Source organism: Prochlorococcus sp. MIT 1303 (genome assembly GCF_001631965.1).
GTDB lineage: Bacteria > Cyanobacteriota > Cyanobacteriia > PCC-6307 > Cyanobiaceae > Prochlorococcus > Prochlorococcus marinus_D.
In genome coordinates this window covers 118,677-131,630 of the sequence record NZ_LVHK01000042.1, presented here as the reverse complement: position 1 = coordinate 131,630, position 12,954 = coordinate 118,677, and the positions used below count along the sequence as shown (strand labels likewise).

Annotated in this window: 12 protein-coding genes; 8 read left to right on the top strand and 4 right to left on the bottom strand. The window is 42.3% G+C overall.

Features of this window, described 5'->3' with window-relative positions:
* Positions 1 to 178 precede the first annotated feature (178 nt).
* Positions 179 to 334 carry a hypothetical protein gene (locus tag PMIT1303_RS13360; protein ID WP_155724952.1) on the bottom strand — a complete coding sequence of 52 codons (156 nt, stop codon included), beginning with the start codon at positions 332 to 334 and terminating at the stop codon, positions 179 to 181.
* A gap of 652 nt (positions 335 to 986) precedes the next feature.
* Positions 987 to 1,235, bottom strand: coding sequence for a hypothetical protein (locus tag PMIT1303_RS07015; RefSeq protein WP_231901378.1), 249 nt, complete (start codon positions 1,233 to 1,235; stop codon positions 987 to 989).
* A 244-nt stretch (positions 1,236 to 1,479) separates the two neighbouring features.
* Between PMIT1303_RS07015 and PMIT1303_RS07010 the strand changes: the two genes are divergently transcribed.
* Together PMIT1303_RS07010 and PMIT1303_RS07005 are read left to right on the top strand one after the other, a co-directional pair.
* Positions 1,480 to 1,674, top strand: a complete 195-nt coding sequence (locus PMIT1303_RS07010; protein ID WP_156486934.1) for a hypothetical protein — start codon at positions 1,480 to 1,482, stop codon at positions 1,672 to 1,674.
* A 277-nt stretch (positions 1,675 to 1,951) separates the two neighbouring features.
* Positions 1,952 to 2,857, top strand: a complete 906-nt coding sequence (locus PMIT1303_RS07005; RefSeq protein ID WP_063398098.1) for a proton-conducting transporter membrane subunit — start codon at positions 1,952 to 1,954, stop codon at positions 2,855 to 2,857.
* A gap of 484 nt (positions 2,858 to 3,341) precedes the next feature.
* On the opposite strand, the gene PMIT1303_RS07000 is transcribed toward PMIT1303_RS07005, so the two are convergent.
* The gene (locus PMIT1303_RS07000; protein ID WP_063398097.1) at positions 3,342 to 3,722 is read right to left on the bottom strand and encodes a hypothetical protein; all 381 of its coding nucleotides are present in this window, start codon (positions 3,720 to 3,722) and stop codon (positions 3,342 to 3,344) included.
* 577 nt (positions 3,723 to 4,299) lie between these two features.
* On the opposite strand from PMIT1303_RS07000, the gene PMIT1303_RS13355 reads away from it, so the two are divergent.
* Positions 4,300 to 4,491, top strand: coding sequence for a hypothetical protein (locus tag PMIT1303_RS13355; protein WP_156486933.1), 192 nt, complete (start codon positions 4,300 to 4,302; stop codon positions 4,489 to 4,491).
* A gap of 296 nt (positions 4,492 to 4,787) precedes the next feature.
* On the opposite strand, the gene PMIT1303_RS06995 is transcribed toward PMIT1303_RS13355, so the two are convergent.
* The gene (locus PMIT1303_RS06995; RefSeq protein ID WP_011825999.1) at positions 4,788 to 5,231 is read right to left on the bottom strand and encodes a CopD family protein; all 444 of its coding nucleotides are present in this window, start codon (positions 5,229 to 5,231) and stop codon (positions 4,788 to 4,790) included.
* A gap of 3,819 nt (positions 5,232 to 9,050) precedes the next feature.
* On the opposite strand from PMIT1303_RS06995, the gene PMIT1303_RS06980 reads away from it, so the two are divergent.
* The 5 genes from PMIT1303_RS06980 to PMIT1303_RS06960 all read left to right on the top strand — a co-directional run bounded on the left by PMIT1303_RS06980 (position 9,051) and on the right by PMIT1303_RS06960 (position 12,939).
* Positions 9,051 to 9,359: a hypothetical protein gene (locus tag PMIT1303_RS06980; RefSeq protein WP_063398094.1), complete on the top strand. Its 309-nt coding sequence runs from the start codon at positions 9,051 to 9,053 to the stop codon at positions 9,357 to 9,359.
* Between the two features lie 623 nt (positions 9,360 to 9,982).
* Positions 9,983 to 10,438 (top strand): HIT family protein, encoded by a 456-nt coding sequence (locus PMIT1303_RS06970; protein ID WP_063398092.1) that lies wholly within the window; start codon positions 9,983 to 9,985, stop codon positions 10,436 to 10,438.
* A gap of 363 nt (positions 10,439 to 10,801) precedes the next feature.
* A complete protein-coding gene (locus tag PMIT1303_RS06965; protein ID WP_063398091.1) occupies positions 10,802 to 11,452 on the top strand; it encodes a ParB-like protein in 651 nt (216 codons plus the stop codon).
* An 825-nt stretch (positions 11,453 to 12,277) separates the two neighbouring features.
* Positions 12,278 to 12,472 (top strand): hypothetical protein, encoded by a 195-nt coding sequence (locus tag PMIT1303_RS13350; protein ID WP_156486932.1) that lies wholly within the window; start codon positions 12,278 to 12,280, stop codon positions 12,470 to 12,472.
* A 26-nt stretch (positions 12,473 to 12,498) separates the two neighbouring features.
* Positions 12,499 to 12,939 carry a pyrimidine dimer DNA glycosylase/endonuclease V gene (locus PMIT1303_RS06960; protein ID WP_063398090.1) on the top strand — a complete coding sequence of 147 codons (441 nt, stop codon included), beginning with the start codon at positions 12,499 to 12,501 and terminating at the stop codon, positions 12,937 to 12,939.
* Positions 12,940 to 12,954 lie beyond the last annotated feature (15 nt).

Sequence of the window (12,954 nt, the reverse complement as noted above, 5' to 3'; positions counted from 1 at the left end):
AGTATTTTTTGCAACTGTTTAGTGAACGATAATGTATTGCCAGGATTGTGGAGTATCTGGCAATTTAGAATTTTTTTGTTTTATTCGTGCAGATTATGGTTTTCTACTGAGCCCTTTTGGGGTGATCAACTGTTCATCTTTTATCTGTCTTTTCTAACTTTCCAAGATGACTTTATTGCTAGCTAGGATTTGGAGTATGGGTCGTTGTTGCTAGACCAAGTCTTGTAAGTCGTAGCTCCAGTTCCTGTATGCTGATCTTTTCACGGATCGATTGGATACGTGGTGTGGCCAAAGGCTGTACCGCACCAGTCGTACCAGCAAAAGATTGGCGCATAGAAAGGATTTTTGGAAACTATGTCTTCTAATCTTATACTTATTTTCATCTTATTTGCGCAAATTCATCTTAAGCAAATATTAATATCGTAGCCCTGCTTGTGATAGGGCTATCTCTCCTCAAGCCTTCTAGCAGTGGCAGTCAATGGTCTGGCCATGAAGTCTGAACAGCTTCTTGTTGTTTTCTTTGGATAGGGTTGTTGATCACATTGCGATTGAATGCTTTTAATGGCTTAAGGAATAGGGGCTTGTGTGTGTGCTAGCAATAGGGGAGTAAGAGCAGCAAAAATCAGATCAAATGGGCCTATCCATAGCGATTATTGCGACTTAAGCCCCAATCTGAACTAGGAATGATTTTCTTGAAGCTGGTTCCAACGCTTTTGGTGCGCCTGTTTTGGCTGCTGAGCAAATATGTCTGGCTTAATAGCTGTCCAATGCTTGGGTTGCTTCAGTTGTCTCTTTAGTTCGGCGATTCGTCGTCGATTTCACCGGGTTTTAGGAGAGTGCAGTCGTCGATTGCAGTCGGCAATCGTCATTCGAGAACCTTTATGCGTTAAATCCTTTGCGTTGAAGCCGTTGCGCAGGGGGGCACCAGCACTGTGCTGTGCTGTTGGCTGTATCCCCTAAAGAACTGCTGCAGAGTGTTCCTTTTCTTAAAGCTGACAGTTGAGGTTGAGACAGTCGTCCAGTTGCTTCTCTCGATGGTCCATCAAGGTGTCAAGCCATCTCGCTGCTTCGACGGGAGCAACCGTGCGATCTCGCAAGAAGTTACAGATAACGCGATAAAGGGGGCCTGCATCGGTCTCGACTCTTATTTGCTCGTCTAGCGCTAGAAGCTGCTCAGGTGTACTGCAAGAACGAAGTTGATCCACGATGGCTTCGCGCATTCTGTTGATCATCATTGCCGGCAAAGTTACGCCTGCCCTCATCCTGCCATCTCATGCCGCTTTCTTTGCAGCTATATCGCCTTCCTAAGGGGCTCTGAATTGTTGCTTGTTATGGCGGGGCGTGCTGATATGACCTGATTTTCGGCTAATAGGCCTTCCATTTCAAGACTTACAGAAAGGATGAATAGCCTCTACATTTCTCCGCTGACTTCTGTTCCCTGCTTTAGCATCGAGATTGAAAGATCATCTGAGTATTGCGGTGGATGCAACGCCAAAGGACAATTCAGAAGCCAACGCTCGGATCTCTCCACGCGAGAAAAAGCTTGGCATAGCCGTTTCTGTCTCAGTATTTGCTCTCAATGCTTTAGTGGTACTGATCTTGATACTGGATCGCACAGTGCCCTCGTTTCACGAGCTTTTGATGGGTATTTTGGATTGGATTAACTCACGGTGATTCAGAATCTTGTTGGATATTTGGCTGATTTCCTTCAGGCTTGACTGAATCCTTATGCAGTCGACGTGTCTTTTCATCGTTTTGGCCTCATGTCCAAATGCTAAGGATCTATTTGGCGACTTGCTCAGGCTTTGCTACCAACAGGGAAACTCGTCCTATTAGTGATGGATGAAACTCTTCCAATTTCCATGTTTGGTGTCTTCGGCTTACTTTGCTTTGTTGGACTTGACGATCTGACAATTGAACTTGCAACTTCTAAAATCACTAAATTCGGCTAATGCCTTTACCTTCTGAACTCGCTTGGTTAATTCCAGTGCTGCCTTTGGCAGGTGCATGCTTTGTAGGATTTTTGTTGATCAGTTTCAAGCTCACCATGAACCGGTTGAGTAAGCCGGTTTCATTCCTGTTAGTTAGCTGTGTTGGTGCAGCAGCTGTACTCAGTTACGCCCTTCTGGCGGAACAAAGGGCTGGAACTGCTGCCAGTAAGGTGATCTTCGACTTGCCAGGCTTAACTGATCTCAATTTACAGATCGGTTTTGTTGTAGACGGCATTGGTGCTGAGATGCTTGCGCTGATCAGCACTGCAGGGATGTTGTTGATGTTGTCCGCACATATTTATATGGTTGGCAAAAATAACTATGTGAGTTTTTTTACTTATCTAGGTTTTTTTACTAGTGCCTTGCTAGGCCTAGCCCTAAGTCCAAACCTATTAGAGATGTTTGTCTTTTGGCTGTTGGTTGGGATCTCTTCATCCCTTCTAGTTGGTTTTTGGTACGACACCAATGGCTCTTCCAAAACAACCCAAAACATTTTCCTGGTTGACCGTCTTGGTGACGTTGGATTTCTACTTGGTAGTCTTGGTTTGTTCTGGGTGACCAGAAGTTTTGGATTTGATGAAAGTGGATCCCTTCTCGAAGAAGCGATTGTCAGCGGTAAGCTTTCAAATCCAATAACTCTTCTCCTTTGCTTCCTTATGATTATGGGACCAATTGCAAAATTAATAGAGTTTCCATTGTATATCTGGCGTCCTGATGTATTGAAAGCACCCGTTCCTGTCTCGGCTCTCATTCATGCAACAACCCTTGCTGCTTCAGGTGTTTTTGTCGTTGCTAGGATTGAACCAGTTTTGGCTGCTGGAGCTAGTGCCTTGCCTGGAAGGGTTTTGGCCAATTTATTTGTTTGAGTCATTATATTTAGTTTCACAGGGAGAGTATTGATAGTGTTTAAGGTTAGCCGTAAGAAAGATGCTCACGTCTTTAAGATAGAGCTTAGAGAGAAGTAGAGGTTTCAATCTGTATGGTTTTATTGAATGCATTTGCAGTCAATAACCGTATGGATATTACGACTTAGAATAGTGCATCTATTTGCGAATTTTGGTTTTAATACTGCGCACCTTTCTGCCTTATATGTTGGCTACCGATTGGCTGCATTTACTTATTACATTTGATCCATTGGTTTCGTTGAGATGTTTTGTCAGCACCATTCATTCCTGAATCTGTAAGTCTGATTGTGCAAGTATTATCAGAATCAGTGCTTATATCAAGTAAATACGCTCTGCTTTTACAAGCAAGCTAAATGTATATACAGAACAACTATTTAATGAACAACTAAATCATAATTCAATTGAATTATTTTTTGAATTCACTCTTGCCCAGAGATATATTCTTTCACTGCTTTGTCCAGATGTAGGTGATCAGCCAGGCCAGCCCCGCTACTGTGAAAATAGGCGTTACAACGCTGGCAAGTGCTCCTAGGAACCCTGGCAGCACTGTAAACATCAAATTTACAATGTAAGGCAGAATTATGATGACAGCTGTTGCAATTCCAGCTGTTAGGGCAGTTTTTGCCGGGAGTTTCATGTTGTTGATTTTTGGCAATAGTGATGGGATCCGTGGAATAAGCTTAATAGTGCTTACTGTTTTTTGCTTTACATGCATAGCACCAATATATTGGCATTCGTCGAAGTTATCACTATTTGCACCGCTTAAAAGGGATTTTGCCAAATGCCTAAGGCAATAATGACTCTTGTCTGCTGAGGATTGATCCAAGTCAATTGGTGAAGATCACCCAGCTTGGGGGTTGTGTAGAGAAGTTGTGCCTGTGATGGTGAGCAAGCCAATGTCAAGGGCCTTGGACACCTTTTTCATACAAAGAACAATGATGACAACACTCAAGCCCTCCCACAAGACAGATCCTTGCTTGCTCAAACCCTCTCATACTAAGAGTTCATCTGTATGCTTACGTTGTGGTGGTGTTGGCTATTTGAAGTCTTCACCTGTTACATACCACACTTGTATGCTTTGCCTTGGCCGAGGCGTAAAACCAAAACATATTTAGCCTTCGGTTCGATCTATATTGGTAGAGTCAACAATAGCAATCAATAATTAATTCCTTTACATGATCCCAAGACATTTTTAAGTGATTGAAATCCTCAATTTCTTTATTTCTCCTCATTAGTCATCAGGACTGAAATGCTATTATTGTAAATAGCCACAACTAATTTTAGAGAATATACCAATAGGTGCAAAATGGATCTTTTCAATTGCATAATTAAAGAATCACTTACGCGCTTAAATACATCACTTTAAGAACTTTTAATATTGATTCATGCCCTTAGTTTAATCCTTGCTTACCGGTCGAATAGTTGGTGTTAACGAACCCATCCAACTTCACTATGACGTGCTTGAGGGCGAGCCTGCAGGCACTCTTCACGCCCCTCTTGCCAGCTGGTATGAATTTTGTCCACGGGAAAAGCTCACCAAGCTCCATATCTGGCAATTGTCGAGACATCCGGAGGGATTAGGTAATGGGCTTTAACTTTGCCGTTGTTGGGTTTGTATTTGATTTTTAGTATGTCAATATATTCATGGGCGACGGTGAATATTTTGGCTTGAGAGGAAAGGCACTTATTCAGTACCATTTAGTCATGACAAATGGTTGAGTCAGATCTATCAATACATGCTTTTTCAGAGCTAGCCAGGATCTTGGAATAGAAGGTAGGATATCTAATCGCCTAGCCCTTCACTCAGTCAATTCACTATCTTGCCTTAATGCCTGATGGGATATCCAACCAATAGTATTGATATATGAAACCATTTATGATTTTCGTTGACTTAGAATCCTCCTAATCTGATACCAGCACCGACAATCACAAAGGCAATTGATACTGTTGTAATGCTACGAATATGCCAAGATAATTCAATAAGATTGTCGTCGTTGAGATTAGGAATTAGTCTTATTTGTGCATGGAGAGCCAATGCAAAGGCGATAGCCAATAGGATCAATTTTGTTGTTAGTAGGGATGTAATTGGTGTCTGAAATGAAAAAAGTCCTCGCCCTCCTGGTAGATAGATCCATGTTAACCAGAGACCACTAATGACTTGAATTGCTAGCGATGTCACCCTTAAAGGCTCGAACATCTTTTCAAATGAGCGCACCTGAGCCACACTCTTTTCTTTGAGAGCGTCTGGCAGGACCCTTAGATTTAAAAGCAACTGTCCTCCAGTCCAAACCGTAGCAGCAAGGATGTGGAGTATGACCAGGACTGAGAACAACATTGATGTGCGAGCGTCTAACCAACAAAAATGGCTTGAATAGTAATCATTCTTGCAGGGATTAATGCCAATGTCTACTTTTGTTCAAATATTACTTTTTTGCGTTTTTTATTTTTCCAGGCCTTGATACTCTTTGATTAAAATAGGCTTCCAGTAGTTCGAATCAAAGGTTTTATAATTAATAGATTATACCTGGCGATAGCTATACCATTTAGATGATACACCCTCAAACGAATCATTTTTGCCTTCTTCAGGTCATTATATTTTGTATTACTCTTAATTATTTTGTCAACAAATAGACTACCGCAAAGGCTTTACTTATTAACAGTGTCATTTCTTGGTGGTTTTGTTAAGTAAAATCTTTCTTTTTACTGACTAATGACTTATCACTAATGCCCTTTAAATTATTTTGCCGCCCCTTCCTGCTTTTGCTTGAGCCTATTGCCCAATTACTTTGCTTCCTATCGTTTGCATTGACTCAGAACTACGCCTTAATGGTTTCTTTTGTAGAATCAGATGAATTGGAGACTTTCTTCGTTATGAGAGATAGGAGTGCGATAACGATAGTCTTTAAATAGCGATGGAGATATGATCTGTAAAATTTACCCAAAGAGTGGCCAGCGGCATAGGTGTTACGGATTAGACCTGCAACGAAGTTTAGAATCCATAGGATCGCTAAAACAGTAATAATTCCGCCGCCCACCTCGTAGATACGCCCAACAGAGTTAAGAAATGGCTCTAAATTGTCGAGAATGTGAATTGTTGTCATTGGATTGAGCTAGAAATTCTGGGTGCTTGGGCACATGCTTGCTAAGCTTGGAGTGTTTTTAGCCGATGGGGTTAGACTCTGACACTAGTGTAGACGATGTTGTTCTAGCTTTTTAGTATTTACCTGGATATTGCTAAAATAATCTTTTACTACATATAAATATTCTCAATAAATGATATTAATCTTTTAAAATTCGCGAGATATGCAGAAATGTATCGCAGTTAGTTTATTCGCATGGGATTCTAATTTATCGCAGAAATTTTGCTAAAGAATCCCTTACAGTTACTTAATTTTGTCTATAAGTTAGGCTTTGCTGTTCAAAAAGCATAAGCCTCAACTGTTTTCATCTAAAATCATTCAACTAGTTTTATCTTTCTTACAGTTGAGTATTCTTTTTGGCTTTTCTACAGTTCATTGACGCGTTACTTTTGTTTAAGACTGATCATTAGGCCTATAATTCCCCTTGTTAGGCGGTACGAAAGACATTTTCCTATTCTATACGCTCTTTATAATGCCCTAATCTAACCCATCTTGTTCATTTGTAGATAACGTTCTCTCTTTGCTGCTTTTACATCTCATTTTGCTTGCTCGACTTTCCTTTGCATAATTGATTCCGGATAGACTTGCTCATACTCTAATGTTTTACTGTGTATAAATTGTTACGTATTTCCCTTGACTGGTTTTCGCTGCATTCCTGGCCTCACGATGATAATCATTGTGGTTTGAAAGCTACTTTTGGATGATCAATTGCCTAATATCAATGAGAAAGACAACGGAATGAAGATTCTTGCGGTTGCTTGGATGTAGCGTCCGACTAACTAGATTCGTTGATCTGATGCAGATGCTCGCTTATTTCATTGCAACAGCAGCAGCAATTTCATTGATCGTTTCTTTGCTATATCTAGCGACATTCAAGGCTAGTGATAGCACTTATCCCCCGAGACGCGATAGTTTTGAAAATGTACCTTGAAAGGCCATTTCTGCAGAGTCATACTTGAGACTGATGCCAAGATGAACATACCCATTAACCGCCCAAATTCCTCACGGAAATTGATTCTATGGTCTCTGCAAAGCAATGGATTGCTTGTGCTTCATTCAAATTAATTCCTAGTCGAGAATTCTGTCGGCGGCATTCCATTTCTTGGTTACGCAGTCTCAGGCAATCCAGTTGACTTCTGGTTGTTGACTAGAGATATTTGCCTTGATCCCGGCAGGTCTGCTAAACATAAAGAGCAAACGGCTTCTATGCTTCTAGCTTTGCGTGCGCCTTTTCGGCTTTGCGTATGAGCTTTTGAGCTTCTTCTCGTGTCGCGCACAGCTCGGCTTTTTCCGCCAACCTTACGAGTTTTTTATGTTGCTTGGTCTTACCCATCATTAAAAACAAATACATATCACTATAACGTATTCGTCAGAGAATGCTTGTTGTCTTGACTTTATCTCTGATTAGAACTGCTAAACAGTGCGGTTAGCTGGTCTTATCTGCGGTTTAATTTGCTTGGTTGTTTCTAGCTTGAATGCTTCGTTGCTTGTGTAATTAGTAATATTATGTTCCTTTTTCTTTCTCCGTGAAGTTTTTATTAGCCCAATCCCTTTGCTTGTAGATCTTGTGCCCATCAATCATGCCTTTTCTCCTATTCATTAGGCCAATCCGTTCTTGGTAGCGCATATCTTCAATGGTTATCCTTCTAGTACTTGCTTTATACGAGTTTTCAATAATGCATTAGCTTGCAAAACTTCGAAATGGCTAGATGTTGACAAGTTTACGTTCTTGAGCCGATCATATCTGTGTTGGAAACGAGAGATCCTTCTCCAGATGGTCTTTCCAGGGTATAAGTTGCATCTACTGGTTACTATTGCTTGAGTTCCATGGGTTACACTTTCGATATCTCACGAGGTCTCTTGTTCCAGATGGTTGTTTCGTATGCTGATTTAATCCCTTACCAAAATCAACTTGACGTGTTGACAAATTAACTTACTTTGCCTAGTAAATGCAATCAAGAGGTCAACTTTCCCGTATTATAGGGGCCTTCCCTTTATACTTGAGGGCCAATGTTTAGCTTCGATCCATTTATTGTATTAACCAACTCAATCTATTTGATTTCAATTTAATTGATCACGTCTCAATGTTCTGTTGGTTGTAGTGAATTTGCGGTATGAATTTATTTATGCATAATTAAGTTTTAGATCTCTTGTATTCATAGCAAAAAGAAAACCTTTTGCTATTTTGAATCCATATGAAGTGCTTTTCTGAAACTTATAATGATGCCCTCTACAGTATCGATTACATTGATAATCACTGGTTGAATTCTTTGAGCAAGTTTGTTTAGGTCGTTTGCTAATAATCCAATTTCATAATTGTTTATTTTCAATCGATTCCTAAAGTCGTTCCATAGATCCTTCCTTGCGATTACTTTTATGCCCGGAAGGCTTGTATTCACAAGTCTCACCTGCTCTGAATGCGAGCTTCTGGGTATCAGCTGGACTTTGCGTATGCTGTTTTTATTGGCTGGACTGGACTTGGTTACAGTCATGACTCATTACATGGATAAATGCAACCACCCTCATAGAGAGGGCAATTGTTAAAGTATAACACCATTATGGCCTAGATTGTCAAATCCTTGTCCATAGCGCATCGAGTTGTTGTTTTTTTGTATCCAAACCAGCAATAACTTGTCGCAAGTTAATTGCTTTTCCCACTACGCAGCAAAGTTTATTCATTAGTACCTGACTAGGCTGTTCAATTAGTTACTTTTTATTGGCTCTCAGTCATCGTTGAGGCGTTTGGGCTAAAGCGAAACTTCGGCATTGAATTTTTTAAGCCTAGATTTAACATCACCGAATCTAAAACTTTCAGGCTTTTCAGTTCTCCTACACATGTTCTAACGAGCTTCTTATTCCATCTCAGCCATTTTTTCTTTATAGCCACCCATCTCCGCGATTTAGCTTAATCAAGTCTTCATACGGGTGTGTCTAGTGTTCAGATGCTCACAGTCCACACAAGTTCTTGTTCAGGGCTGTATCAATACTATTAATAACCAACCTTACCTCAGGCAATGGGGCTCCCAATTTCAGAACGATCTGAGCAACTTCCAGCAATGAGGCTTCTAGCAGTAGAAGGAGCTCAGGCTCGTGTTGACATTACTGATGACCCAGAAGAACTTCGCCTGATTGTTCGGGAGTTGCTTAATGGCCTCGATTTTGCGCCACCTCTAGACAAAACAAATATTGGCGAAATCGAAACCAGTAACAGCGAGGAGATCTTCACAGAGATTTATTGCTCTGGATGCGGTGAAGTCGAGACTTGCGAGTGCCCGGATCCCAGTGAACCGGATTTGCCCAGAACCCCTAGGCCGCTGTTATGAGTTCAAAGCAGGTCGTTCTCATGCTTGCCCAACTTTTGAGCGCAATTGTTGCCGGAGCCGCTCCTTTGGTTTGGGCAATAGCTGCTCATCCAGGGGTCTAACTTCAACACCCAAGCACAACTTTGTTCAGCTGAGATCAACTGTCTACCTTTGTTTAAGCGAGCTTGATCCCGCGATGAGATCCTCCTGTGATCTTGCCAATCCCAAATCACTGCCTTAGTAATCTCCTGTCGTGCGTCTGAGCATGCGCTCACCCCATTGATCTAGAGATCAATCACAGGCCTAATCGATTCACAGCAGCTTTCTGCTGACTTGTTTGTTTGCGTGGATCACAGCGCTGTAAACAAGAGTCATAAACCCTCAGACTTTTTTATGGGGTAGTCATCCCTCCCCCCTTTGGCACTAAGCTCATCTGATGTGATCACGCCCATGGTTCAGTTCAGAATGGTTATGTTGTGGATGTGATCCACAATGGTGCTGATCTATTGCTGAGGAACTCTCAGGAGGTCTATCTCTGCTGTGAATTCGTTTTAGTGAATAAACAACTATATTCATGCGTTGTTTGATCTCATCTGCCCTCGATTCCAACTTATTTTATTCAAAAATAGCATTTGATTCTACTTATGCAAAATTGTGGAGTCTGTGACCACCATCGCAGAACTAGTGATCAATTTAACTATGAAATTGTTCGCACAACTCATTGGGTTTTTCGCCATCATCCAGCACCAGCTCCTTTGCTTGGTTGGCTACTGCTCGATTCACGTCGTCACTTTGCAGGACCTATTGATTTCAAACCCGATGAAGCAGCTTCTTTGGGGAAGGCAATTCAAATTGGTAGTGGGCTTGTCCAACGGCTTACCAAGTGCGACAGGGTTTATGCCATTGCTTTTGGAGAAGGAGCTCAACATTTGCATTTGCATCTGATCCCACGCTTCCAGGTTGATCTTAATACCACTGCTTGGGCCGTTGCCGATCATTACCGTGCAGTGAGTAATGGGCAGCGAGCAGCAGTTGCTCCAACCCAGATTGCTGAATTTGTCAACCAGGCTCGACTTCTTGCGCAATCATTCGAGCTCTAGGCTTGATCCTAAAACCGACAATTAGCCTACTCTTTGGATAGTGGCTTTTTTGACTAAATGAACTTTTTAATCATTATTAAGATTCTGGATCTCTATGGTACACGCTCAATTCCACCGCTATAAATAAATAAGATTCCTACCATAAGAGGCGAATACAAGCATTGATCATGTAGAAGTTGTTTGGCAATGAATCCGTGCCAATCATCATTCCACAAACTGGTTTTAATCATATCTGCCAACACAATGCTCATGTCACTTCCATTTCATTAACTCAGTCTGAGAGCTCCTGGGCTGTCTAGCTGAGTAAGTCCAGAGGCGTCTTTTTTTTGGCTTTGTCAGGATGATGGCACCTGCCTTAGCTGTTTGTCCTCTCATCTGCCCAGCTATAAGCGGATCCCCAGTGCGGATGAAGGCTTTGAGCTTTTTGAGGTTGCCGTGGCTCAACTCAAGCCCACCCAGTGGTGCGTGGGCTTAGCGGAAGTGAAGAGTCGTCAGCTCGATTTCCGTGGACAAAGCCCTAAGGAAAACAAGAAGTATTTGAAGGGCAAGCCCGTCCCTCTTGTACGTAATTGTTCAGGCTCAATGTGGATGATTGATCGTCATCACCGTTTACGAGCACTATTGGATCTTGACCAAGACGCCACCACCTACGGATATGTGATCGAAAATTGTCCTGCAGAGGATGATTTAGACAGCCTTCACCTTTTGGCCGACCGTGGTTGGTTGTATCTCTACAACGGACGTGGCCATGGCCCCCTTTTGCCGCAGGGTTTACCTAAGAGCTTGTTAAAGCTTGAGGACGATCCGTACCGGAGCCTTGCTTGGAAGCTCAAAAGGGAAGGGCTGATACGCCCTGAACCATTGATCCCATATCACGAATTTCGCTGGGGAACCTGGCTGCGCAGCCGTGCGTTACCGCCTTTTTCTAGTACGTGCCTTGAACCGGCATTGCCGGCTGCTCGCAGTTTGGTGCGTTCCAACGCTGCCTCCCACCTAGCTGGCTGGATTGGTTGAGTTCACCTTTCATCAGACGAAAGTCATGCAGAAGACGGAAGTGGTCTACTAGACCATCAACTTCTTGAGTTGCTCAGTTTTTCAGTTTGCCTGAACGTCATCAGGACGTTCTGGCACTTCGGGGGGCATTCTTTTGAGCCGAAGTGATTGAACCTGTCGTTGATCGCTTCTTTCACTTTCGCCTGCGGCATCTACTTCAAGGGGGAGCGCAGATGAACTCCAACCCCGTGGAACACTTGAGCACCTTTTTAGTCTTTAGCTCAAAAACAGTCATTGTTGTTACTCATGCTAAAAGTTGGTTTGAATATGAGAAAGACGGCATGTTTGTCCTCTCCTGTTAATTGCCGATCTCATTTGTAGGTCAACATCAACCTCTTCCCCTGGCTTTTAAGTGGTGGTAGCGGGGTGGAGATTTGAACCCCTGCCTTCGTGTTGTGAGCTCACAAAATATGGTTGTTTTCCCTTGCAGTCACTAGCGCTTTTAAACTACCTATCATTCCATGACCTCCACGATAAATCCCCCTCCCCACTCTGGCCCGGGGGTTAGTTCTCCTCGCCTTAGCTATTTCGTGGCTCTTGCTTTAGAAGCTAAGTACTGATCCATGGCTCTCCTTGCTGGGAGCTGAACGTCATGGCTAGACGCACTGGCCATCTGACCCTGTAGTTTTTTGGCTCCTCTGTTCAATGATGTTTTACGTCTCAGTTAACTGGATCGCCATATTGAAGTACTCAATGGTTGAGCGATGGAAATCAACAGTCCCTTGGAGCGCCCTTAGTCAGTTCGGTCATTGATCTAGTAGAAAAGGGGTACTGACAATCAAAAGAATGATCCATCCTTTAGCTACCGTGTTTGCCGCTCTATTGCTTTGTACTCCCGTTAATGCGATGGGATGTTCTGGAGATCACTCTCACAAGCATGACGGTGCTTCAACAGAGAAGACGTCTGAGTCCCCAGACACCACCAGCAAGAAAAGCCTCGATGCTGCTAAGGGCCAAGCAGCATCGAGCTCGAATAACTGACACCTTTTAAAAATAAGATCTTTTGTATGACAAGGATCAACTTGGTCAAGCCTAGTGAATTATCTGATCAACATTTAGTTGCGGAATATAGAGAAATTTTTATGGTTGGTTCCGCACTCCAACGCTCACTAAAGTCAAAAAGTTGGGAGAGAACGAAAGAACAACTCCCCAAAGAATTTACCTTGAATATTGGACACGTTAAGTTTTTCTATAACAAAGGTATGTATTTGCATAAAAGATATTTAGACCTCATAAATGAAATGAATAGCAGAGGCATGCGTCCAGATCCAGAACGTCAATTCAAAAAAGAACAGTGGCCAATTGACTTTTATAAAGACTGGGAGCCTAATGCAAAAGACATTGAGCTAATAAGAAAAAGAATCAAAGAAAAAATCAATCAAAAGCCGAATTGGTATCGCTGGACAAAAAAACAAGATGGTGATTCACCAGGCAAGACGTCTGACTAGTTTTTTGCTGTAGAA